The organism is Acinetobacter tandoii DSM 14970 = CIP 107469 (assembly GCF_000400735.1).
In the GTDB taxonomy this organism is placed as follows: Bacteria; Pseudomonadota; Gammaproteobacteria; order Pseudomonadales; family Moraxellaceae; genus Acinetobacter; species Acinetobacter tandoii.
Genome location: NZ_KE007366.1, coordinates 430,658 through 450,164, shown reverse-complemented (window position 1 = coordinate 450,164; position 19,507 = coordinate 430,658). Strand labels below are relative to the sequence as shown.

The window sequence follows — 19,507 nt, the reverse complement described above, 5'->3', positions numbered from 1 at the left end:
ATTTCCCCCTTAACCTACAAAGGCCTGAAGAACGTGACGGCCGCTATTCAACATGGAAATCAACTGGTCAATAAACCAGGACACGGTAGTTCGCCAGCCAGACCAGATCTGTTTAATTTCATCTTGAGTTTCTAAGTATTCTTTAACTATGAATTCAAGCACAGCTTCCTTCTTGGCAACCCCTTTAAGAACACCCTCATTCTCAACCGCCTGCATATATTTAGCTGTTGTTTGCAACATGTCATAGACTGCTAAAGCCGTCAGTTTTGAATTGCTATAAGTTTTTTGGGTGGCAATAATCCCAGCCTCAATCGTCTCGCTGATGTGCCCGTAATTTTTCAGAACATAGTCGGCAAGGCTGATGATGGCGCTTTTTGAAAAAATGACTTTTGACATGTTGGATTCTCTTTTTAAATCGTTGTATTGGGCTGCTGATCCAGTCATATGCATCCATCAGGGTATAGAACAGAACAGCGGAAAAATTCTTTCGCACAAATATTTTTAAGGTCATAGCTTGGTTGCTGTACTTTGATTGATATAGCGTCCGACCATGCCGCAGAAAGCAATCCAGGCAATCACATAGAAACGGATATGTTCTGGGAGTACTGCAAGCAGTTCTGGTGGAAGCGGGGTAACAGCAAAGAACATCACCAAGCCAAAACACCAGTTACTGAGCCATTTCCAGCTGTCACGCCAGTTGTGGACAATGAAGCTTTTATCCACAAAACCTAATGCAGCTAAACTTTGTTGTTCCTTCTTGAAGGTTTCAAAGTTATTTTTTAAAACTTCAAGCTGACGTTCCAATTCCAGGATTTTCTGATTTTTTTCTGTATTGCGTTTGGTTGCGTCATGCAATAAACGGTTTTTCTCACTGAATTCAATAGCCTGTTGATCCAACTGTCCTTCAAGACTGGAAATGGATAAACGCAGCTTTTGAATCTTTTCTGACTCATCTGCATTAACCAGGGCTTGCAGGTCTTTTTTGCCTTCTTCATAACCTTTGCGGTAATCAGCCTTGCCAAGAATTTCCAACTTAAATTTAATGCCTTCTTCAATACGCTGTTGGATCAAGGAATGCGGAATCTTTGATTTTTTATGAGTCATTTGTAGCTTCCCCAAGGTAGTTGAAAATGTGGACCATCTTTAAATGTTTTCCAGTCACCACCCCATTCGATAGGGACGTTCAGTTCTTTTGCGGCTTGTTTAACGGCATCGGCAATTTTGTAATACAGCGGCCAATCCCAGCGAATGTCTAAACCAATCATGGCAACTAGATCGACAGCATGACCCGTAAGGTGGCGAGAGTTTTGAGTTTGGCTTGCACCTGATTTCACCAGTTCAGCTTGTCTGGCCTTGGTCCGAAGTCCTTCTGAAACACGGAAATCAACTTCAGTGATTTCAATTGCTCGTTTAACCACTTTGACTAAATCTGGGTGAACACCTTCAAGACGGCTTAAGCTCAGCCTGGATAAAACAAATTTCTTTTTTTGAACTTCAGACATTGAAATAAACTCTTATTTAACGTCTTGTAAGTTTTGATGATTTTGCAATCTATTCCTTGCGGAACTACTTCCATAAAAAAACCGCCCGGAGGCGGTCAGTGGAGAAAAAGTAAAAGCAATTAGCAGGCAAACATATCGAGTTGTCGGTCATACTTTGAAACAGCTGGAGTCTTACTGACCTGATTTTTACGGACGGACCGAATCCAGCGTGTTGTGACATTATATTTTTTAGCAAGCTGACGTTGAATATCAGAGGATGCCCCTAATTCTGCAAGGTCCTGTTCAATACGCTTATCACGTAAAATACCCAGATAACGGTCAGACTTAGGAATGTAAACAATATCGCCATTCCAGAACTGGCAGAGCTTTTTCAGATTATTGAATCCTAACAGTTCAGCAAGTTCATGGCTTTCAGAAATAGATTTCAGGGGAGGGAAACTATAGTCCGAACCGCCATAATGCTTGATCAGAATCATGGCAGTTCTATAGTCAGTCAGCTGAATAATCAGCCGAAGGTTTTCAGGTAGTTTGTCCAGGTATTCGTCTTGTTTCATTAGTGGCCCGCTTAGCTTTGTACTCCAATGCTGCCACTATACGCCACAGTTCGTTTTCTGTACAAAATTCTAACGCTTCCTTTTGAAACATTTGTTTTGCAATGCCTTTTGCATAATTCCAATGCAATTTATGCTCGGTTAAATGTGCCTCAATTTTGCCTATTAATGCCTCCTTAGACAGCTTCACCTTCGGCTTTTTGCCAAAGTTGCGTTTAGAAAATCCGAGCTGATCCAGATGCTGAATGACTTTAAGCAAGTCATTCATATCCATGTCTTTGGCAGATCGCTTACTGGTGACATGCTCAAGCATGTCACGGTAAGTATCCTCATCCAGATTTAACGCTTTTTTTCCCATGTGAATGGCAGCTAAACGTTCATTGCGAGAGGATTTTTTCATGCAGGTTTCCCCATAGGTGTAGCCAAAATACCTAAGCCTTTTTTTTCGTTTTGAATGTCTTTGCATATGCATTCGATATTGGACAGCAACAATTCTTTGGCGCTGTCCAGGTCGTTGGCAGAACCCAGATATCCTGCAACAGCTTTAGTTGCAATATAGAAGGCAAATTCGTCAGCTGATGATTCATCAATATTTTCAATTTGGGCATGTGCAGGAATGATAAAACGATCAAAAATATATTTTGCATGTTGTTCTACAGTTCCTGTCACTTTAGTTGGTTGTTTTTTATTACTCATGCAGCCATCTCCGCTAGAAGTTCAATTGAATCGCTGACTTTGATCAGGTGTGATAGAGCTGCTTTAGGTGAAGAAAAATAATAAGATTTCGACTCAATGACCTTGTCTAAGTCAGGAAATGATTTTTTTGCTTCACGTTTACCTAAAAGTTTAATGATTTCAGCTTTAGATTTTTGGCTGTATATTTTTACTTTTTTAGTCGGTAAAAATTTTGCCTCTGGATGTTTATCTGGTTCAGTCAGCCAGATTCCCTTAAACATCTGGTCAATGTAAATATCAACGACCAATTTCATTTTCATGCGCACCAGGAGAAGTGTGACATCGTAGCCATCACAATGCAGGATGACTTTGTTGTAAGGAATGTCTAATTCTTTGAGTACATGATCTTGCTGTTCTTTGCTTAGGCTCATGGTGTTTCTCCAAGGCTGATGATTACTTCTGGTGGCAATTGGTCTAAATCTTCGCGTTTAATCATTTTCCCACCGCCTCAACTGTGAAGTCTTCTACATACAAATCTTCTATGTCATAAAAATGGGGATCTATTTCTTCTGGTTTTCCAAAGATCCATTTGGAGTGGATGTATCCGAATACATCGTTATTACAATGTGCATTCCCACGAAGGATGATTAAGGCCGCTTCTTTGTAAATGTCATCAGAATTTTCGACTTCAAAACCACAGTAGTTAATGCCTTCAATATCTTGTGCTGTTGGGTTTTGTGCCCAGTCACCTAACTCAATTTCAATCTGAGCTTCCACAGTGATCGTTACGAGTTTTTTAATTCCCATTTTGCTTTCTCATTTGTAAAATTTGGGCCAAAAAAATCCCGCCAAAAGGCGGGACCTTTTGTTTTTGTTAAATCAATTGGTTTGGAATCGCATTAATTCACAGCATCCTTGAAAGCTTTCCCTGCCTTAAACGTCGGGCTTTTAGTTGCTGGAATGGTAAGGGTTTCGCCAGTCTTTGGATTACGCCCCTGACGTTCAGCACGTTCAGTAATTTTGAAAGTACCAAAGCCTTTAAGTTCTAACGTTTCCCCATTTGCCAAGCTATCAATAACAGCCGTTTCAAATGCCTGAAGGGCAGCTGTAGCTTGAGTTTTATTAATTCCCGCAGTAGTTGCGATGTGTTGAATAAGTTCTGCTTTGTTCATGGTTTTATTACCTGTATTTGTTGAAGTTTAAACATTCGCAAAATCGAGCGAAATCGCTTGATACTTGCCTTCACTGTCACGCTCATAAAAGCGCACATAGTTTTTGCTGTCAGTCACGATAATGCTGTCACTGATTGCATCCATTGCACGTAGCCACTTTTCATCCCGAATGTCTAAACGACGCAGGCTGAGTACACGACCAGTTGAAATTTTTCCTTCTTTGTCTACCTGGAAGGCATCATTGATCAGTACACGAATGTTGTCGTTAGATCCGGCAGCCCATTCAGAAATACATTCATCAATTAACGCTTTGGCAGCCTGCAAGCTTTCATCAAAACGGATGCTTTCCTGACTTTGACGCACAATCTTGTATTTGCCATCAAAGCTGAATAACGTCACGTTGCCTTTGTTACCACCTAATTGCACACCATGCTGTTCAGCAGAAAGCTGAATAAAGGCAGCAATATCTCCAAATGCTAATTTTTTAAATGCCAGCATTTGTTGCTGCAGCAGCTTGGCACCACCAATCAAACGTTCGACCAGGTCACTACGTTCAATATCAATCGCTTTAATTTGATCAACCGGGATCAAACGTCCTTTGGCATCAATACGATAACCTGCTGGAACTTCTACAATTGCGTTCATTATTTCCCCATTAACGATATTGTTTGTTTTGAATTTCAACTACCGTTTGGCAGTCAATACAAAGTGTCACACCACCCAAGGCACGACGTTTTTCTGGAATCTGGCAGCCACATTCAAGGCATTCAAACTCACTTTCAGCGTTATATTGCTGATGGTTTTCAAGCGTATGAGCCAGGCGCTCATCAGCAATTTCACCAGCAATGTCTGCTAAATCAGCCATCTATTTACCCTCAAAAAATTTCTTTACGTTTTTTCTTTTTGCAAGCCACATCACATTGCTGACAAGCTCGCCAGTGCCGCATTTCTGCTGGGTTCTGAGTAGGTGCATCACGTTCACGGAAGTTAATGCACTCATCAGGGCTGAGTTTCTGGTTCAAGTGAGGGCAGTGAACACTACCCAACACCTTCATAACTGTTTGTTCTAAACGGTCTGTATTTCCCTTATATTTACCGCGTAAAGCCAGTGAAAGGCTGGGTCTGGCATATCCCAATTCATTAGCAACTTTCTGAATACTACCCAGCTGCTCTATGCGTTGTTCAACCAGTACGACCCATTGCGGTTTAGCTGTTGGATAAGACATAAGCAAGTACTCCAAGCAGCACAGTACATAGGCAAAGTAAAAATGAAATCAGCTTTTTACTACGTTCTTGAATGTCATAGAGTTCCTGTTCATATTGCTCGGCCAAACGCTTAAACTCATTACGTTCAGTAAATAGTCGGATTCTGTCTTTCGTAACAAAGCGGTGAAATTCTGGGTCAATTTTTGCAGGATTATTCATCATTAATTTCCTCATCATTCAGTAACAAAGTGCCGTGTTTAATTTCTTCTTCGAGTTCAGGACGCTCTGAATACATAACTGTATTTGTATTTGGGTCAAACACCTGCTTGGCCCGTTGAATTTGTGGGGGGATTGGACCAGTATCCATTCCTGGTAAAAGCTGATATTTCGCTTTGCGAACAGCATGATGAGCTACACGTGCAATTTTTAAGTAACCTGCATGATGTAGAAAGCGTAAATAACTATCTGCGGTCTCAATCGAAACTTGCAGTTCATCCGTACTTGAAATCGCAGCAAGTTCAATTGCATTTACTGGTTGTTTGGTAATACGCAAGGTATTCCACATTGCTTTGTTCACAGTCGCAGATTTGCCCAGAATATTGCCTTGGCGATCCACAGAAGGAGTGTTGTAGCCGTAATCTTCAACAAGCTTGAAATAGATCAACTCTATTTTCTTGCTCATATTTGGCAATTTTTCTCGTCTAACTTCGGCAATGATTCCTGCCTTTTTGAGGCCAGTGATGAAATCACGAGTACTGTCATATTTCATCTGACCAAGTTCAGCGACTTGTTTGATAGTGAACTCTTCACGATGCTTACGAATAGCAGTCCACACCCGTTGACGTGGAGATTGATAAGGCTGTCCTGCATTCATAAGATTACTTCCCAGTTCTTGAGTTAATGATAGTTTTGTACCAGCTTGCATGAATTAGTTACCTCAGAAGCTACGTGGCTTAGGGCTTTCGCCAGTTACAAAGCCGTCCGGTAAGAGCTCCTTAAGTCCTTGTTTGGAGATATGACGCACTCCAGCTTCTAACGCTTTTTCATTCAACATTTCTAAGTTGGTTGATACACGACGTGTCGATCCACGGACCTGGGCAAGCAGTTGCTCAAGTACAGGTTCATCAATTTCAATTTTCGGTGCATAAATTGATGCTAAAAGCGTGACATCATTAATATCTGCTGGGAGTGCGGGAACCCAATTCAAAATACGACCGTGGAAGCGCTCCCACTTTTCCAACTTACGTGCCAGCATTTCCTCACCAATAATCAAGAAAGTTCCTTGGCTGCCTTCGTATAAGTCACGAATAATTTCGACTTTATTGCCTTGCACCAAATGGTCAAACTCATCAATAATCAGTGGTCGACCTGACTTAGCAAGTTCGCTAGTTGCCAGCTCCATCATTTCACTAAGCGTTGCAGGGTAAGGAATACTCATCTCCCGCAATAGCGCTTGTAGAAAGGCTTTCTTGGTATATGTGCTTTTGACTTGCACATAAAAAGCATTGGTTTTAGTCGCTACAAAGTTTGCTGCTGTAGACTTACCAAAGCCACTTGGACCATAAAAAGCAGATATGCCTGGCAACAGGGGATTGCGTTCCATCGTGCGCTTAACTGCTTCATAGCACTGAGAAATATTGCGAATCTGAGCAATACTTGAGTTTGAAAAATTGACATCTGCATTCATTTGCATCACCATAAAATAATAAGTTGTTTGTAATTGGGCGGTATTGCCGTACCGTCTAACCTTGGCGCTGGGCTAAATATGTATTTAGTTCAGCGTCATCTTCTTCCAGTTGCCTAAACTTTTTAGACAGTTGGAACATTTCCCAAAAGTCCTGATTTTCTTGGGTTAGTTGCCCTCCTTTCTGTATATGTCGATCTAATTCCATCCAGCGTTGTACTGGGGTTAAAGTTTGGTTTGCTTGTTCAGTGATAGGCGAAGTCACAACAGGCTCTTTGAAATAAATAACTTCCTTTTCTTGGCGTATAGGTAAAGCATTTAATTCGTCCATAAGCTGTTGGTGCTTGTTGCCGTTAAATGGAATAACGTTTTGGTTTTCCATGTGCTCAATCACCAACTGTGGATTAGCTTCCAGACGAACTTCGTCCTGTTTCACAGCTAAGCGACGTAAGCGGCCATCAGCACGACGTTGACGCGCCTGTTCAACTTTTGTTTGCGGGAAGTAAGCACGTTTGTTTGCATTCCATTTCGCATAGCAAATCAAGCGACCATCTTCGTCACGTACTGTAATTTGGTCAGCATTGTGTATGTCATAGCCCACCAGCACTGTGTCGCCGTGAAACTCAGATAGCTCTTGGCTAAAGTAACGGTTGCCAAATAGCTCAATTTCACCGCGGCGCACTTTACGTTCTTCATAAGGGCGAAACAGATCTTCGGCATCCCAGTCTTCAACTCGGTCAATCGGTGCACCCATTTCTAACGCTTCATTCCACGCTTCTAACGGACTTTGATGACGCTTTTTAAAAGTCACAGGGTCGGTAATGCGTTTCAGGCTGCTATGCGGTTTATTGTTGTAGTCATTCACAACTTTAGCTGCATAATCCAGAAAATCAGTCCAGCTAATTAACCCTTTTGAAACGCCAATCTGTTTAATTTCGCTTCGAGTGAGCTTGAACATCTTGTTGCTGGCTTCTGCATCCATATCTTTACCAATATATGACGGTAAATTTTTGGCAGCTTTGATCCATAAAGTCTGGTGACTGCGTTCAATCAAACCTTTGGCTTGCGAGTTGTATGGAAGGGCATGGCTCATTTCGGTATTTAAACGGGCCATCACACCGCGGCCTTTTGCACCCATCATCTGGTTTTTATAACCGGAGCCGTTATCCACATAGAAAATTGCAGGAATACCGCATTCGCAAGCACTCATACGCACAGCATCCAAAACAGCCCAGCCACTTTCTGCAAGATCAATCGACCAGCCCACCAGACGACGTGTTGCCACATCAATAATGGCGGTGATCTCAGGACGAAAAGGCTTACCATGCATCGGGTGTGCTACTTCTGCATCAAAGCAATGACCATCTGCGGTATAAACATCAGTCGGTAATAGCTGCTCAGTATCACGGCGGATAAATGGCTGTAAGTTTTTCAACTCACGGTTGCCCATACGGCCACGTTGCGCCTCAACATTACCCATTTTTTCTTTAATGAAACGATAGGCTTGGTTGTAAGTAGGGCAGGGAACATCTGCTTTCAAATAATTTGGAAGCAGTTCCAACACAGCCGCCAAGCTTGGCTTTTGCGGTTGTGCCCAAAGCGTTAATAAATCCATTGCCCAAACAGGGATGTCTGAACGACGTGCTTTAGGTGCCAAAACACTGATCACATTGATTTTATGTTGTTCAGCATCTTCTACAGTTTTCACCCAGTCGAACACGCTACGACGTGAAACAGTGCGACCTTCACCAGCTTTGGCATTGGCTTTCTGAACCGCCAGCTGCATTTCTTCAGGCAATAAAAGGGCATCAGCATCTGCAATAAATTGCTCGATTGCAGGTGTCTTTTTCATACCTTGCTTGATCTGCTGCTGAATGTAGCGCACCACAAACAAACGGTTCTCAGCAATTTCACGCTGCCAATTCATTAAATTGGTAGCATCTTTAACTTCAGAAACAAGAAGCTCAGACTTATTAATTGCAGCCGCAGTAGAAATAGGTTTTAGATGATTTTGAATACTAATGGCTAATTCAACTGGAACTAAATACATACGTTTAGTGCCATTTCTACCAGTAGATTTCTCTTCTTTAAAATCCCATTTCTCTTTTTTTGCGCGGTATTCAAAACCTTGACGGTTATTAGGAAACTGTGGGTTTTGAATAACTAATTGCAATTCAACTAATTCCTGAATACTATAAAATAATTCCATCAACGAACTCCTACTGTTTGCGCTTTAAGGTTCGTGGATAGATTCGTTTGTTATTCTCAGTCCATCTATCAGGAAACAGTACGTGTACTGGTTCACCTAGAAAGTCTGCAATAACAAGTTCTCCGCTTTTACTTGGTTTATCCAAGGCATTGCGGATAGTTTGAGAAGGCATGTCATAAAGGCGCGCTAAAGCTGTAAGGCTCTTACACTTACGCTCAATTGCAGCTTTTATTTCATGTCTATCCCAAACTTGTTCTTTGGGTGGATTTCGCATAGAACCCATGTAGAACTCCTAGGCCAATATGGCTTTTTTTAAACTCGTTAGATTGGGCAATTGCCTAATCTGAATACATATTAGTATGCAAAAATATTCAAATCAATGCTTTTGCATATTAATTTTATTTAAAAGTATTCAAAATCTATTAAATGATTGATTTTTATTTAATTGTTTTTATGCAAAAAGTATTCAATTTTTGCGTGCAGGTTTTGCATTTAAGGTGTGGTATATGCAAATGGATGTTACTCAAGATCGTGATTTAAAATTTTGGGAGAGAATGCAGTTCTTGATTGGCGAAGAACGTCCATATCCTTGGGCTGAATCAAAAGGAATTAATAAGTCGGCATTTCAGTCAGCAAAGAATCGTCAAAAAAAACCTTTACCGAAAACAGTTAAACATTGGGCGCAATTAATAGGGTGTAGCTATCAATGGTTGAATGACGGAATAGGAGAGCCATTTCTAGAAAACCCTGAAACAGCACAGCCTGTTGCTGTAGCGGATCACAGTGTTAAGACAGACGTGCCTTTAAGCATAGATCAGCAGCTGCTGATGCAGTCTATTGAAACAGCTGAAAAAGCTCTGGAGATTGCCAACGGCACCATGACACCAGACGACAAAGCCGAATTTATTAGCACGCTTTTCTTTAATGGTAATTTAAACAATGTAAGTGAAGAGCTGCTAAAAGCCTGTATTAGCTTGATTGAAAAAGCACTGAAAGAGACGCGACGCTCTATGTCGCCATCGAAAAAAACTGAATTGATTTTAGTCATTTACAACTTCTATTATGACAAGCCATGGACTCAAGAGCACTTGAAATCCGCATTAGACCAACTTATAAGGAGTGTTTCGTAACATGCTTGAAAATAATAATGGTAGTCTGTCTAGCTTAGCCAAAGCTGGAATTGAATTACCATCAAATGCTTTAGGAATTTTCTCAAAACGTACAAAGACCCAGCCAATATCTATAGTCCTAAAGCTCGCAAATGAAGAACTCTGCACACTGCAATTTAACCTGGATAATCTCAACAGCCCAGACAAGGCCATTACCCAAACGGTAGGGGCAACTGTTGAAGCATTATTAAACCGAATTCCTCTCATTCAAACAGTGCAAAATAAAAACTAAAAAAACTACACATCCAGAGAAACCGCAAAATTCAGTGCAAAATAAAGGGCAAATCAAGTTCAACCTGGTTTGCCCTTAAAAAAATCCTCAAATGCTTATCAGCTCAAGCTTTCATCCCACATAATCCCAGGACTTCCCGAATCTTCCCGCATCACTCCAGTGCAGAATGAATTAATAAGTCACATTCTGACGTACAAGTAAAAAATTTAAAGCCACAGGAAAAAAGATATTCAATTGCTGATGGGGAAGGGCTAATCATTTCTGTATTTCCAACAGGGAAAAAGAAATGGGTGCTGTCATACCGACACCAGGGTAAACAGAATCAAAAAACGCTAGGTGAATATCCAGAAACAGGCTGTAAAGATGCTAGGCAATTGGCCCGTGATTTTAAGCAGCAAATTACAGGTAAAAAGCTGAATGCCCCAACAGTAAAGGAAGTTATTCAAGAATGGCTTGAAATTATGCGGCCAAGTTGGAGCAGCCAAAAGTACATTGATACAGTTGTTTATCGGCTTGGTTACATTACTGCAGACTTTGAAAATATCAGTGTTGATGAATTAGAACGAAAACAGGTCGTTAATAGCGTTAAAAATATTGTGGCCAAAGGTACGATTGAAACTGCCAAACGTTCTTTAAGGCTTTTGAGTGATGTCTTTAATTTTGCGATCGCTTCAGATTACACCGAGAAAAATCCATGCTTACTGGTAGCTGATGTTATACCGAAACAGGAAGTAGAAAATTTGGCAGCTTTAAAGCCTGCCGAAATGCCTGAATTTTGGGGAAGGGTGCAGCGTTCGCAAGTTTCAGAAGACTTGATGATTGCAATTAAATTAGCCTGTTATACGGCTGTTCGTATTTCTGAACTTCTTTTAGCGCGTTGGGACACAAAAGAAATTAATTTTGAAACGCGTGAATGGGTGATTCCTGCATCAAGAATGAAAATGCGTCGGGATCATGTGGTACCACTCACTGATCAGACTGTTGAGTTATTTAAAACCTTGTATGACCGACGGAAAAGTGAAGGTTTTATTTTTAGACATGCACATAAACCTGATTTACCAGCCAGATCCGAAAGTATCTTGGCCATCATTAAGCGCAATGGCTACGCTGGACGGATGACGACACATGGTTTTCGTTCCGTTTTTTCGACCCACGCAAATGACTCAGCTAAGTTTAGATATGATGTTATTGAATACCAGATAGCCCATGTACCAAAAGATAAGATTCGGGGCATTTATAACCGCGCAGAGTATTGGGCTGAACGTGTAGAAATGATGGAGTGGTATGCAAGAGAAGTTGATAGTTGGTTAAAAGGTTAGCAATGAATATTAAAAAGGGGGCAATTAGCCCCTTTTGTTATGCTGCAGAACCAATATTTTTGTCTGACTTCATTAGATTTAGTGTTGCTTCGGTCCATTCTTTACGATTAACAAACACGCGCTCTGGTGGGTACTTTGCCAGATAATGCTTTTTAAAGGTATTTACACAGATACCAAGTTCAGCAGCGACTTTTACCATTGGATACCATTTCATTTGTCATTATCCTTTCTTTAAATATTCAAAAGCCTGATATGCAGTACTGACACACATGAAACTGTATTCAGTGCCGTTATGCTCGAAAATTTGAGCTTCTGAATATGTCCAACTTAGTTGGCCATATTCTTTGGTGGTTTTAAACCATTCGATGAAATTCATATTTATTCCATCCAATGAACACATTCTTCAGTCTCACAACTTGCATTGATATGCCCATTCACTGCACTGATTTGATAGCCTAATGTACCTTTGTCACAGATTGGACAAGGCATTTCACCGCCAAAAGTTAATTGTGGTTTTTTGGTACCATGCTTATCCGTAATCGCCTGACGAGCTTTTATAATGTTTTGAAAGTCCATTGTTCATCCCTTTAATAACTATTGGCCTGTGGTGCTGAATCCAGCATTTGCATAGTTTCTGCATGTACTTCTGTGGTGTAGCGTTCCTGGTTATTTTGATCGTGCCATGAACGGGTACGCAGCTTGCCTTCAATGTAGACTTTTGAACCTTTTTTCAGGTATTGCTGGGCAATTTCACCTAAGCGGTTTTTGACTACAATTCGGTGCCATTCTGTATTTTCAATCCAATTGCCAGATTGTTTGTCTTGCCATTTTCCCGATGTGGCTATAGAGAATTGACACAATGAACCACCATTTGGAAAGGTCTTGCTTTCAGGATCCGCACCAAGTGAACCGACTAAAATGACTTTATTTACTCCGCGCATGGTTTTTGCTCCTGATCTAATTCACAACGGCATTGACCAATGCGGAAATATTCAATTGGTCCTGGTGCATCCTTTGGCGTAATTTCAAAGCGCGAAAGTTCGTAAGTTCGTACATGGGCTTTGACTGTAATGTCATCACCATCAATTTGAGTAATTTTTCCTGTATGTGCAGTTTGGTTGACTGAAATTTTTCCATTGCCGATGCTTTTGCGTTTCTGGATCATAAAGTTGACTTCATCACCCACTTGATAGGCTTCAAAATTTGGCAGGATTAAACCGCCACAATTACAGCGATAATTAGACATGGCTTAACCCTCCACCGCTACAGGTTCAAATTCAAATTCATCATCATCGACTAAGTTTTCAAAATGTAACTTGGTGATTTCAAAACAATCTGATAACCATCCTTCCTGTTGAAAAATCTCATTTGCATATTCAGCTCCAGAGAAGGGTGAAAAACCATTCTCGTAGCAAAACCAAAAAACTTTGCGACCGATCATCTTTAATATGATTGCCACAACATCACCGTTGCTCTCTTCAAGGCGATGCTGATGGCCTGCCCAAAAGTTATTGTGCTCATGTAGTTGGTCATCTGTACATTTGATGACGATCGTAAACTCAAGGTCACATGTAGATTCATGCCATGAATTCAGATTTACTTTGTAAGTACGTGGCTCACAAAGAAGATATTCAGGAATGCCAAAATTAACACCATGGGTCTGTTCATATTCCTCAATATGTTTTTTTAAAAGTTCTAAGTTATAGAGATGCTGGAATTTGTATTGTGAAAAATCTGGAATATCATTGTGATAACCAGTCGTTATTACCCAATATCTAGCGCCTTCAGGCATGTTCTGAATAATATCTTTTGCTTTCTTTAAACCCACATTATTAATGAATTGACTCTCAGGTGATGCCATTTCTACGTTAGAATCGTTTTGCATAATTGCTCTCCAGTGGTTGTGTGACACATGCAGAAGTTGCCGCTTTTGCATGTGTTTTAGTTTCAGTAATTACTTTTTAGATCCTGGTTGTTTAATTTGATTTGGATTGGTGAAAATCCAACATTTAACAATACGGTCTGATTGGATTGGGTTGTCATTGGTTTTATCTCCGATTTGCTTAACTTCATCTGCAGGGTACTTAGATGAACGGACTGGCTTATTTGCTTCGATGAATTTGTAGCGTTTGCTTGTGCGTAGTAAATTTCTCATTTCATTTACATCGGGCAGGGCTTGGAAATTTCTCGCTGCGACCTTGTAAATTTCATTAAGATTGATTGCGATATGAGCCTCGGTAGGCTCGTAATGATTAAGATGGAAATGTGAGGTACGGATGCCATTGAGGTATTCATAAGCATCCCAAAACTGTTGAACGTAGATATGGTCTAAGCCAATTTCATCGACACGTTTGCGCGCCATGTTTTCAAGCATGGTTTTTGAATTTTGGATCTCAGTTGCACTAATTTCTTTTTTGAATACATGCTCGGCCAATGCATCGATCATCGCTGATACTTGGGCATGACATAGGGCAATACGCACGTGGGTTATGCCTTTGGCATGAAAGTCTGCTTCAATTTGTTTTAAGTTGTTGAAGTAGGTCTCTAAAATCTTACTTTCATTTTTTAAGCAATAAGTCATGTAAGTACATGCTTCATCTAATGGCATTTGCGACAAACGGGTCGCAATATTCTTTTTCTCTAAACTGTGTCCTTTGGTGTCGACAGAAATGTGCAGAGTACGTGAAAGAATTGCTTCAGATGCTTGAATAGGGGTGTTCTGGCTGATCATGACTGCAGCTCGGAACGGTGGTTCGTAGGTTTCATTACCTGCGGTTTTTAAGCCTTTAGAACGAATTGCACGACCGTTAAAAGCATCTTTTAATTCGTCCCAACTAAATTTGGCTTTTTGTGATGCCTGTTGATCGTTACGGTCGCCCTCAATGAGGACGATCGGCATATTTGAGGTTTGGGCAAAGTTACGATAAATCGCCACACTGGTTGATTTATTTGGGTCAAAGCCCTCGTATGATTCACGACCGCTAAACTTCCATAGCATTTCAATCAGTGTTGATTTACCTGAACCTGCTTGGCCAACAAGTTCAAAGAAAGGATAGGATGAGTGCTGAGCACGGATCTGCTCGGCAAAATATGAGCCAGTCCACCAAGCTAAAAGAATTAATCCTACTTCGCCATTTAAGTCGTAGTAATCACGCCACCATGTTGGCTTAAATTCTTTCTTGGTTGTTAAATGAATAACGGGTGTAGAAGCCAATGTCTTGATCTCCTTTTTATTTGTTTTGAAATAATCGTGTTCGTTCTTGGGGATAACTTGACCTTTATGCACAGCAAATTGGTCGAAAATATAAATATCGTGTTCTTTGCTATAGCCAATAAAGTCAATGGTTTTGACTTCTCTCAGTCGCTCAGTTTTACGCTTGATAAAGGTTTCGAGCTGTTGATCGGTTCCAGTCCACATTGCCCCAGATAAAACCCCCATAACACGGGGTTTAAATTTACTACGTGAGGAAATATGTTCGGGTGTGAAGGTGGCTTTGACCTCTCCCCACGGTGATTGGATATGAAAGTAATACCAACTCTCGTCGGTAATTTCATTGCGTTGGAAATAGAGAGGTTCGAGTTGTGCGTTGCAGATTTCAACGACTGAAGAACTGTTTTTAAGCGCCTGCTCGCGCTTTTCATCTTCAGACAAAATTGAACCTTGAGCTTGTTCTGTGGCTTCTAGTACGAGATTAAATTTTTTGAAATCTAACTCCCACCAGTAAGTACGATAGGCATGGTTGAAGAAGAATTTTGCAAGGCTATTGTTATAAAAGTTATAAATCAGTAAGCCTGCTTCTTCTGCAGTTTTAGCAATTTGTAGCTTGCCGTAGTGGATATATTTATCCTGGTCTTTTGGTGTGAGCTGACCATTCTGGAATAAGTCATTCCAGTCTTTACCGACTGGAGGTAATGCTGCGGTAGAAACCCAACCATCCTCAGTGGCTTGGTTAATTTGTTTAGGCAAGAATTTCTTGCCTGCTTTGTCGTTATCCAATGCCCAAATGAGGCGAGGGCGATCTTTCTTAAGTTCTGTGCATCGAGCAGCGATTTGCTGAAGGATTTTATTCGGATAATTACTGCTATTCATGGTGCTGATACTGATCAGCTCTGATTGAGCAAGGGCAATGCTATTAAAGATGCCTTCAGTCAGCCAAATACTGCCAGCATTACAAAGTTCATCTAAGTTATGAACAGACCAGGAAAGTCCTTTCCACTCACCAATGAAATTTGCTTTCATACGTCCAAAACGTTCAGGACGATCGATAAAACGTTCCCAGAAAATACCTGGTGCAAGTTGAAAGCGAACTGTTGCAGTAACTAAGTTTCGATTTTTAAAATCGCGATAAAGTTCTTGAGTGTAATGACCTTTTAACGGTTCAATTTTAAACCCTCGTGCATGTTGCAAATATGCATCTGCAGAAGCATTCGGATTTGTAGCCGTTTTAGGGAAATCCTCAGACCAGTCTTTAAATAGATCTTCACAAATATCTTTGACGTGTTCTTCATAGCTGCACTTGTTGATACGGCCACACTTTACGACCTTCGGTGTAAGTGCATGTGTATAGGCTTCTTTTTGGGAGCATTTAGGACATATTCCTTCGCGATACCAATCTCCCTTACGTTTGAACTTGAAAATTTGGTTCAGTCTTTCGTCTATGCGACGTTCTAAAATATCCATGAGTTACCTAGATCAATTTCATTTGGAGGAGACGATTGCGATAGTTTTGCGCGGTGGCCAAATCAATTTTGTTTGTCCAGAACAAGGCATTGATTGCACCTTCGACATAAGATTTTTGAAATTGATCAATTTCGGGCTGCAGCTCTAAAGCGAATAACTGCATTTCTATTTCGATTTCCCACTTTTGCTTTGTCAGTGAAAGATCAGGTTTAGGGCTAAGGCTGTTATGGATAGATCGTGTAATTTCTAGATCTGCAGCAAAACTCGCTAAACAGTCGGGATTTTGACAACTGACGATAATGTTATGAAGCAAAGGTGACGGTCTTTTACGACTTGTGACGTGCATTCTGCGTTCGCAATGCGGACAGTAGAATCCTATAGATTTACTCATTATTACCCCTAGTGAATCGACCAAGTGATTTGTTGCTCCCGACGACACTCACTTGTTATTTTTTACTGTTTTTACAAACAGTTTCATTTCTTTACTAAATGATTACACGAATGGCTTCCGAATCTGTGAGAAGCCGAAAAGCGGTCTTTTATGATTTCTGTACGCTTTTATCAGATTGGTTAATGTGATCTCGCATGAATTTTCTAGCGTATTGGTTAGGGGTTAGACCTTCTTCAGCAGCTTTCAGACGAAGCTTTTTATGTTCGGTTTCATCAAGACGGTAAACGATTTGCTTATTCGGATTTGCATTCATTGCATTGACTCTGTAAAAGGCTACACTGGTTATTTTGTGAAAATCGTGCAATGTTTGATTTTCACAAAAAACAATTTACTACTATATATGATAGTTTTCAACAGGAAATACTATGGAACGTAATTTTATTTCTTTAGACCGTGGTGACCGCTTGAGATCAGAGCGCAAGCGTATTGGGCTGACACAGAAAGCAGCAGCTGATGAAGTAAACATGAAAGAACAAAGTTGGGTTCGGTTTGAAAAGAGAGGGGAACCGTTTGACTTGAGAGTATTACAAGCTCTTGAGGAGATAGGCTTTGATATGATGTATGTGGTTTTTGGTATTAAGAAAAATGAATCATTAAAAACTGTAAAGCCTGAGCATATTGAAATACTCAGGCTGCTCGATCAAGTCGATGAAAATAAACAAGCTAAAATTATGAAGATGATTCATCTAATGGTTGAAGAAGTTTAGTCCCTTCGACACCAGTCAAAATGTTGTCGAGCTGATGCTCCATTTCATCAAATATAGTGGCGATTTGTTCTACTGAAATAACTTCGATATTTTCTACACCTCTACCAGATGTAGAAATTCGACGAATAAATCCCACCTTATTTTTAAGCTGTTGCAAGAGATAATAAGACTCTTCATTTAGTTGATACATGACTTTCCCCTTTATTTAATTAGAATGGTTGGGAAACCGCTGTTGATCAGGTCTGTAAGCTCATTAAATAATCTCCAACTTAATTCTGTGTTCTCCATTATTAAAATGGCTTGAACAGCGCAGATGCTTAAATTAAAAGTATCGAACTCTTGATTAAAGTGATAGTCGATATTTTCTCGTAAACGTGACCATATTACATTCGTTTCAATGAATGTTTTATATGAAATGTCGCACCCTAAAATCTGATGCAGTTTTTTTGAACTAATAAAAAGCTGACGTTTATTTGTGTGCGGATTTTTAATTCGGATGATTATTTTTTCTATTCTCATGATTCGTCCTTAAGCCAATAAATGGTTTGGAAAAATTTGTTCAGGGGTATGCCAGTGCCATTTAGCGATGTCTAAACGCGAGGATGCTGAAGCAGCATAGGCCGTAATGAGTCTTGCGTTGTGTGCCCAAATTTCGAGTAATGGATCATCTGGGGTTATATCGAGTTTTAAGTTGCGTAACTGGTTATAGAGCTGCCGTTGTTTATCGGGCAATTCCTTTAACTGTTCAGGGGTTGCTTGTGGGTTTTGTGGTGCTTCAGTCCCGACAATTTTATCCTGGTGCGGTGGCGGTACAGGTTTAGCTGCAGGGGCATTCTTGGTCGGTACGTCGATACAAAATAGGGTCTTTAATTTCTTATAATCGATGGTGTAGTAGTTCACACGTATGGACTTTATTTCAGACAATTTAGCAACTTGAATTAAACCTAATTCTTTAAGTTTAGCGACTGCTCGTTTGATGGTTGATACGCTAAACATGCCTAAGGTTGCTTGCCATTCTTCAAATGTATGAAACCACCACTTACGACCTTTGTAAGTGGTTAGATTCTTTTTGGATTTACGCTTTGAAGTTTCATTAATTAAAAAATAGAGCTTTTGCAGAAAGGTTGCTGCGGTGATCCCCAGTACCTTCGCCAATTCTGGCGAAGCTATGAGGGGATATTCGTTTTGTTGTAAAAGTAATTTCATATTACTGCCCCCCGATAAAGTTCGGCAAAGCAGGCTTTGCATTTCGCAGTCCACTGTTGGCGACCATTACGAATGCCATTCTTATTAAAAAATTCTTCGTCGAAAGGGTAGAACTCACCGCAACTACTACACATTTTTTCAGTGCCTAGTTCGGTGTAGATATATACGCTCATACTGCACCGCCTATGTTTGTTAGGGCATAGACGAAAAATATGAAGGCAATAATCGAAGGGTGTACAAATAATTTGAATGAGCGCGTAGCTGGATATTTTTGTTGGGCAGTTTGATTTGTTAAAACGTGATGAAGTACTTCACGTGGATGGGCTGGACCAATAAATTCAGGGTGTAGACGTGTGCGAACAGGATGCACACTTTTTGAAGAAGTGTTCATAGGCGTTTTCTCAGTGACAAGTTTTAGAACCTGACACCATCCTTCCTACGGGATGGTGGCAGACTAAGCAGGGTGTAGGAATACCGTTCACTGAGTACGGCCAGCACGAAGCTGCCCTGCCTAGCCTACCAAAACGACTGACTAAACAGTTGGCAAAAAAAATGCCGCATAAGCGACTTTGATTTGCGCTCAGTGATATTACAACAGGTTCCTACGCCTGCTCACAGATTTTGCTGTGATTTCCGAAATATAATCATATTTTTTTTTGAAAGCAAGAGAATTTAACTTTTGATTTGATTTCAGGATGGGGGAATGTTGGTAAAGCAAGAATTTCTAATGTTTGGCGAATGAT

General features: G+C 40.5%; 34 protein-coding genes and 1 pseudogene. 4 read left to right on the top strand and 31 right to left on the bottom strand.

What is annotated here, in order from left to right:
- Positions 1 to 9: 9 nt before the first annotated feature.
- From I593_RS08740 to I593_RS08660, 17 genes are all read right to left on the bottom strand, one after another.
- The gene (locus tag I593_RS08740) at positions 10 to 444 is read right to left on the bottom strand and encodes a hypothetical protein (RefSeq protein WP_026441124.1); all 435 of its coding nucleotides are present in this window, start codon (positions 442 to 444) and stop codon (positions 10 to 12) included.
- A 63-nt stretch (positions 445 to 507) separates the two neighbouring features.
- Entirely contained in the window at positions 508 to 1,104 is a 597-nt protein-coding gene (locus I593_RS19775; protein WP_016167202.1) for a DUF7940 domain-containing protein, read from the bottom strand.
- Entirely contained in the window at positions 1,101 to 1,502 is a 402-nt protein-coding gene (locus tag I593_RS08730) for a M15 family metallopeptidase (protein WP_016167201.1), read from the bottom strand. Before I593_RS08730 ends, I593_RS19775 begins: the two co-directional genes overlap by 4 nt.
- Before the next feature lie 119 nt (positions 1,503 to 1,621).
- Positions 1,622 to 2,056, bottom strand: coding sequence for a Mor transcription activator family protein (locus I593_RS08725; RefSeq protein ID WP_016167200.1), 435 nt, complete (start codon positions 2,054 to 2,056; stop codon positions 1,622 to 1,624).
- Positions 2,022 to 2,453 (bottom strand): gp16 family protein, encoded by a 432-nt coding sequence (locus I593_RS08720; protein ID WP_016167199.1) that lies wholly within the window; start codon positions 2,451 to 2,453, stop codon positions 2,022 to 2,024. Before I593_RS08720 ends, I593_RS08725 begins: the two co-directional genes overlap by 35 nt.
- Positions 2,450 to 2,749, bottom strand: coding sequence for a hypothetical protein (locus I593_RS08715; RefSeq protein WP_016167198.1), 300 nt, complete (start codon positions 2,747 to 2,749; stop codon positions 2,450 to 2,452). Before I593_RS08715 ends, I593_RS08720 begins: the two co-directional genes overlap by 4 nt.
- On the bottom strand, positions 2,746 to 3,159 hold the full coding sequence (locus tag I593_RS08710; RefSeq protein ID WP_016167197.1) for a hypothetical protein: 414 nt from the start codon (positions 3,157 to 3,159) through the stop codon (positions 2,746 to 2,748). Before I593_RS08710 ends, I593_RS08715 begins: the two co-directional genes overlap by 4 nt.
- Before the next feature lie 61 nt (positions 3,160 to 3,220).
- Positions 3,221 to 3,535, bottom strand: a complete 315-nt coding sequence (locus I593_RS08705) for a hypothetical protein (RefSeq protein WP_016167196.1) — start codon at positions 3,533 to 3,535, stop codon at positions 3,221 to 3,223.
- A gap of 92 nt (positions 3,536 to 3,627) precedes the next feature.
- Positions 3,628 to 3,900: an HU family DNA-binding protein gene (locus I593_RS08700; RefSeq protein WP_016167195.1), complete on the bottom strand. Its 273-nt coding sequence runs from the start codon at positions 3,898 to 3,900 to the stop codon at positions 3,628 to 3,630.
- A 27-nt stretch (positions 3,901 to 3,927) separates the two neighbouring features.
- The gene (locus I593_RS08695) at positions 3,928 to 4,545 is read right to left on the bottom strand and encodes a DUF3164 family protein (protein ID WP_016167194.1); all 618 of its coding nucleotides are present in this window, start codon (positions 4,543 to 4,545) and stop codon (positions 3,928 to 3,930) included.
- 10 nt (positions 4,546 to 4,555) lie between these two features.
- Positions 4,556 to 4,765 carry a TraR/DksA C4-type zinc finger protein gene (locus I593_RS08690; protein WP_016167193.1) on the bottom strand — a complete coding sequence of 70 codons (210 nt, stop codon included), beginning with the start codon at positions 4,763 to 4,765 and terminating at the stop codon, positions 4,556 to 4,558.
- Between the two features lie 10 nt (positions 4,766 to 4,775).
- Positions 4,776 to 5,126: a hypothetical protein gene (locus I593_RS08685; protein WP_016167192.1), complete on the bottom strand. Its 351-nt coding sequence runs from the start codon at positions 5,124 to 5,126 to the stop codon at positions 4,776 to 4,778.
- On the bottom strand, positions 5,107 to 5,328 hold the full coding sequence (locus I593_RS08680; RefSeq protein WP_016167191.1) for a hypothetical protein: 222 nt from the start codon (positions 5,326 to 5,328) through the stop codon (positions 5,107 to 5,109). The genes I593_RS08685 and I593_RS08680 overlap by 20 nt, the downstream gene beginning before the upstream one ends.
- On the bottom strand, positions 5,318 to 6,031 hold the full coding sequence (locus I593_RS08675; RefSeq protein WP_016167190.1) for a hypothetical protein: 714 nt from the start codon (positions 6,029 to 6,031) through the stop codon (positions 5,318 to 5,320). Before I593_RS08675 ends, I593_RS08680 begins: the two co-directional genes overlap by 11 nt.
- Before the next feature lie 12 nt (positions 6,032 to 6,043).
- Positions 6,044 to 6,793 carry an AAA family ATPase gene (locus I593_RS08670; RefSeq protein ID WP_026441121.1) on the bottom strand — a complete coding sequence of 250 codons (750 nt, stop codon included), beginning with the start codon at positions 6,791 to 6,793 and terminating at the stop codon, positions 6,044 to 6,046.
- 55 nt (positions 6,794 to 6,848) lie between these two features.
- Positions 6,849 to 8,999, bottom strand: a complete 2,151-nt coding sequence (locus I593_RS08665) for a Mu transposase C-terminal domain-containing protein (protein WP_016167188.1) — start codon at positions 8,997 to 8,999, stop codon at positions 6,849 to 6,851.
- A gap of 10 nt (positions 9,000 to 9,009) precedes the next feature.
- Positions 9,010 to 9,282, bottom strand: a complete 273-nt coding sequence (locus I593_RS08660) for a helix-turn-helix domain-containing protein (RefSeq protein WP_016167187.1) — start codon at positions 9,280 to 9,282, stop codon at positions 9,010 to 9,012.
- 223 nt (positions 9,283 to 9,505) lie between these two features.
- Between I593_RS08660 and I593_RS08655 the strand changes: the two genes are divergently transcribed.
- The 3 genes from I593_RS08655 (at position 9,506) to I593_RS08645 (ending at position 11,719) form a co-directional block, all read left to right on the top strand.
- Complete coding sequence (locus tag I593_RS08655; RefSeq protein ID WP_016167186.1) at positions 9,506 to 10,129, top strand: hypothetical protein; 624 nt, start codon at positions 9,506 to 9,508, stop codon at positions 10,127 to 10,129.
- A gap of 1 nt (position 10,130) precedes the next feature.
- The gene (locus tag I593_RS08650; RefSeq protein WP_016167185.1) at positions 10,131 to 10,400 is read left to right on the top strand and encodes a hypothetical protein; all 270 of its coding nucleotides are present in this window, start codon (positions 10,131 to 10,133) and stop codon (positions 10,398 to 10,400) included.
- 170 nt (positions 10,401 to 10,570) lie between these two features.
- Positions 10,571 to 11,719, top strand: coding sequence for a tyrosine-type recombinase/integrase (locus I593_RS08645; RefSeq protein WP_026441120.1), 1,149 nt, complete (start codon positions 10,571 to 10,573; stop codon positions 11,717 to 11,719).
- A 37-nt stretch (positions 11,720 to 11,756) separates the two neighbouring features.
- Here I593_RS08645 and I593_RS20630 read toward each other — a convergent pair whose 3' ends face one another.
- The 9 genes and pseudogenes from I593_RS20630 to I593_RS20410 all read right to left on the bottom strand — a co-directional run bounded on the left by I593_RS20630 (position 11,757) and on the right by I593_RS20410 (position 17,104).
- Positions 11,757 to 11,933 (bottom strand): hypothetical protein, encoded by a 177-nt coding sequence (locus tag I593_RS20630; protein WP_016167183.1) that lies wholly within the window; start codon positions 11,931 to 11,933, stop codon positions 11,757 to 11,759.
- A gap of 6 nt (positions 11,934 to 11,939) precedes the next feature.
- Entirely contained in the window at positions 11,940 to 12,095 is a 156-nt protein-coding gene (locus I593_RS20415; protein ID WP_016167182.1) for a hypothetical protein, read from the bottom strand.
- 2 nt (positions 12,096 to 12,097) lie between these two features.
- Complete coding sequence (locus I593_RS08640; protein ID WP_016167181.1) at positions 12,098 to 12,295, bottom strand: hypothetical protein; 198 nt, start codon at positions 12,293 to 12,295, stop codon at positions 12,098 to 12,100.
- Between the two features lie 26 nt (positions 12,296 to 12,321).
- Positions 12,322 to 12,660, bottom strand: a pseudogene (ssb, locus tag I593_RS08635) (single-stranded DNA-binding protein); the annotation flags it as partial.
- Entirely contained in the window at positions 12,648 to 12,965 is a 318-nt protein-coding gene (locus tag I593_RS08630; protein WP_016167179.1) for a hypothetical protein, read from the bottom strand. The pseudogene ssb and the gene I593_RS08630, both read right to left, overlap by 13 nt.
- Before the next feature lie 3 nt (positions 12,966 to 12,968).
- The gene (locus tag I593_RS08625) at positions 12,969 to 13,604 is read right to left on the bottom strand and encodes a DUF2528 family protein (protein ID WP_016167178.1); all 636 of its coding nucleotides are present in this window, start codon (positions 13,602 to 13,604) and stop codon (positions 12,969 to 12,971) included.
- Between the two features lie 69 nt (positions 13,605 to 13,673).
- On the bottom strand, positions 13,674 to 16,400 hold the full coding sequence (locus I593_RS08620; RefSeq protein WP_016167177.1) for a toprim domain-containing protein: 2,727 nt from the start codon (positions 16,398 to 16,400) through the stop codon (positions 13,674 to 13,676).
- Positions 16,401 to 16,407: 7 nt separating this feature from the next.
- Entirely contained in the window at positions 16,408 to 16,791 is a 384-nt protein-coding gene (locus tag I593_RS08615) for an ogr/Delta-like zinc finger family protein (RefSeq protein ID WP_016167176.1), read from the bottom strand.
- Between the two features lie 148 nt (positions 16,792 to 16,939).
- Positions 16,940 to 17,104 carry a toxin-antitoxin system HicB family antitoxin gene (locus I593_RS20410; RefSeq protein WP_016167175.1) on the bottom strand — a complete coding sequence of 55 codons (165 nt, stop codon included), beginning with the start codon at positions 17,102 to 17,104 and terminating at the stop codon, positions 16,940 to 16,942.
- Positions 17,105 to 17,216: 112 nt separating this feature from the next.
- Here I593_RS20410 and I593_RS08610 point away from each other — a divergent pair, with 112 nt between their 5' ends.
- Positions 17,217 to 17,558, top strand: a complete 342-nt coding sequence (locus I593_RS08610; protein ID WP_016167174.1) for a helix-turn-helix domain-containing protein — start codon at positions 17,217 to 17,219, stop codon at positions 17,556 to 17,558.
- Here the strand turns inward: I593_RS08610 and I593_RS08605 are convergent.
- Genes I593_RS08605 through I593_RS08590 form a run of 5 tightly spaced genes read right to left on the bottom strand, consistent with a single transcriptional unit; the run spans position 17,521 to position 19,155 of the window.
- Positions 17,521 to 17,748, bottom strand: coding sequence for a hypothetical protein (locus tag I593_RS08605; protein WP_016167173.1), 228 nt, complete (start codon positions 17,746 to 17,748; stop codon positions 17,521 to 17,523). The genes I593_RS08610 and I593_RS08605 overlap by 38 nt on opposite strands.
- Positions 17,749 to 17,759: 11 nt before the next feature.
- The gene (locus I593_RS08600) at positions 17,760 to 18,077 is read right to left on the bottom strand and encodes a hypothetical protein (protein ID WP_016167172.1); all 318 of its coding nucleotides are present in this window, start codon (positions 18,075 to 18,077) and stop codon (positions 17,760 to 17,762) included.
- 9 nt (positions 18,078 to 18,086) lie between these two features.
- Complete coding sequence (locus I593_RS08595) at positions 18,087 to 18,764, bottom strand: hypothetical protein (RefSeq protein ID WP_026441119.1); 678 nt, start codon at positions 18,762 to 18,764, stop codon at positions 18,087 to 18,089.
- On the bottom strand, positions 18,761 to 18,937 hold the full coding sequence (locus I593_RS20625) for a hypothetical protein (protein ID WP_016167170.1): 177 nt from the start codon (positions 18,935 to 18,937) through the stop codon (positions 18,761 to 18,763). Before I593_RS20625 ends, I593_RS08595 begins: the two co-directional genes overlap by 4 nt.
- Complete coding sequence (locus I593_RS08590; protein WP_016167169.1) at positions 18,934 to 19,155, bottom strand: hypothetical protein; 222 nt, start codon at positions 19,153 to 19,155, stop codon at positions 18,934 to 18,936. Before I593_RS08590 ends, I593_RS20625 begins: the two co-directional genes overlap by 4 nt.
- Positions 19,156 to 19,507: the final 352 nt, after the last annotated feature.

Excerpts from the sequence above, each read along its gene's own strand:
- I593_RS08740 (WP_026441124.1), bottom strand. The coding sequence starts at position 444 with ATGACTGGATCAGCAGCCCAATACAACGATTTAAAAAGAGAATCCAAC.
- I593_RS19775 (WP_016167202.1), bottom strand. The coding sequence starts at position 1,104 with ATGACTCATAAAAAATCAAAGATTCCGCATTCCTTGATCCAACAGCGT.
- I593_RS08730 (WP_016167201.1), bottom strand. The coding sequence starts at position 1,502 with ATGTCTGAAGTTCAAAAAAAGAAATTTGTTTTATCCAGGCTGAGCTTA.
- I593_RS08725 (WP_016167200.1), bottom strand. The coding sequence starts at position 2,056 with ATGAAACAAGACGAATACCTGGACAAACTACCTGAAAACCTTCGGCTG.
- I593_RS08720 (WP_016167199.1), bottom strand. The coding sequence starts at position 2,453 with ATGAAAAAATCCTCTCGCAATGAACGTTTAGCTGCCATTCACATGGGA.
- I593_RS08715 (WP_016167198.1), bottom strand. The coding sequence starts at position 2,749 with ATGAGTAATAAAAAACAACCAACTAAAGTGACAGGAACTGTAGAACAA.
- I593_RS08710 (WP_016167197.1), bottom strand. The coding sequence starts at position 3,159 with ATGAGCCTAAGCAAAGAACAGCAAGATCATGTACTCAAAGAATTAGAC.
- I593_RS08705 (WP_016167196.1), bottom strand. The coding sequence starts at position 3,535 with ATGGGAATTAAAAAACTCGTAACGATCACTGTGGAAGCTCAGATTGAA.
- I593_RS08700 (WP_016167195.1), bottom strand. The coding sequence starts at position 3,900 with ATGAACAAAGCAGAACTTATTCAACACATCGCAACTACTGCGGGAATT.
- I593_RS08695 (WP_016167194.1), bottom strand. The coding sequence starts at position 4,545 with ATGAACGCAATTGTAGAAGTTCCAGCAGGTTATCGTATTGATGCCAAA.
- I593_RS08690 (WP_016167193.1), bottom strand. The coding sequence starts at position 4,765 with ATGGCTGATTTAGCAGACATTGCTGGTGAAATTGCTGATGAGCGCCTG.
- I593_RS08685 (WP_016167192.1), bottom strand. The coding sequence starts at position 5,126 with ATGTCTTATCCAACAGCTAAACCGCAATGGGTCGTACTGGTTGAACAA.
- I593_RS08680 (WP_016167191.1), bottom strand. The coding sequence starts at position 5,328 with ATGATGAATAATCCTGCAAAAATTGACCCAGAATTTCACCGCTTTGTT.
- I593_RS08675 (WP_016167190.1), bottom strand. The coding sequence starts at position 6,031 with ATGCAAGCTGGTACAAAACTATCATTAACTCAAGAACTGGGAAGTAAT.
- I593_RS08670 (WP_026441121.1), bottom strand. The coding sequence starts at position 6,793 with ATGAATGCAGATGTCAATTTTTCAAACTCAAGTATTGCTCAGATTCGC.
- I593_RS08665 (WP_016167188.1), bottom strand. The coding sequence starts at position 8,999 with ATGGAATTATTTTATAGTATTCAGGAATTAGTTGAATTGCAATTAGTT.
- I593_RS08660 (WP_016167187.1), bottom strand. The coding sequence starts at position 9,282 with ATGGGTTCTATGCGAAATCCACCCAAAGAACAAGTTTGGGATAGACAT.
- I593_RS08655 (WP_016167186.1), top strand. The coding sequence starts at position 9,506 with ATGCAAATGGATGTTACTCAAGATCGTGATTTAAAATTTTGGGAGAGA.
- I593_RS08650 (WP_016167185.1), top strand. The coding sequence starts at position 10,131 with ATGCTTGAAAATAATAATGGTAGTCTGTCTAGCTTAGCCAAAGCTGGA.
- I593_RS20630 (WP_016167183.1), bottom strand. The coding sequence starts at position 11,933 with ATGAAATGGTATCCAATGGTAAAAGTCGCTGCTGAACTTGGTATCTGT.
- I593_RS20415 (WP_016167182.1), bottom strand. The coding sequence starts at position 12,095 with ATGAATTTCATCGAATGGTTTAAAACCACCAAAGAATATGGCCAACTA.
- I593_RS08640 (WP_016167181.1), bottom strand. The coding sequence starts at position 12,295 with ATGGACTTTCAAAACATTATAAAAGCTCGTCAGGCGATTACGGATAAG.
- I593_RS08630 (WP_016167179.1), bottom strand. The coding sequence starts at position 12,965 with ATGTCTAATTATCGCTGTAATTGTGGCGGTTTAATCCTGCCAAATTTT.
- I593_RS08625 (WP_016167178.1), bottom strand. The coding sequence starts at position 13,604 with ATGCAAAACGATTCTAACGTAGAAATGGCATCACCTGAGAGTCAATTC.
- I593_RS08620 (WP_016167177.1), bottom strand. The coding sequence starts at position 16,400 with ATGGATATTTTAGAACGTCGCATAGACGAAAGACTGAACCAAATTTTC.
- I593_RS08615 (WP_016167176.1), bottom strand. The coding sequence starts at position 16,791 with ATGAGTAAATCTATAGGATTCTACTGTCCGCATTGCGAACGCAGAATG.
- I593_RS20410 (WP_016167175.1), bottom strand. The coding sequence starts at position 17,104 with ATGAATGCAAATCCGAATAAGCAAATCGTTTACCGTCTTGATGAAACC.
- I593_RS08610 (WP_016167174.1), top strand. The coding sequence starts at position 17,217 with ATGGAACGTAATTTTATTTCTTTAGACCGTGGTGACCGCTTGAGATCA.
- I593_RS08605 (WP_016167173.1), bottom strand. The coding sequence starts at position 17,748 with ATGTATCAACTAAATGAAGAGTCTTATTATCTCTTGCAACAGCTTAAA.
- I593_RS08600 (WP_016167172.1), bottom strand. The coding sequence starts at position 18,077 with ATGAGAATAGAAAAAATAATCATCCGAATTAAAAATCCGCACACAAAT.
- I593_RS08595 (WP_026441119.1), bottom strand. The coding sequence starts at position 18,764 with ATGAAATTACTTTTACAACAAAACGAATATCCCCTCATAGCTTCGCCA.
- I593_RS20625 (WP_016167170.1), bottom strand. The coding sequence starts at position 18,937 with ATGAGCGTATATATCTACACCGAACTAGGCACTGAAAAAATGTGTAGT.
- I593_RS08590 (WP_016167169.1), bottom strand. The coding sequence starts at position 19,155 with ATGAACACTTCTTCAAAAAGTGTGCATCCTGTTCGCACACGTCTACAC.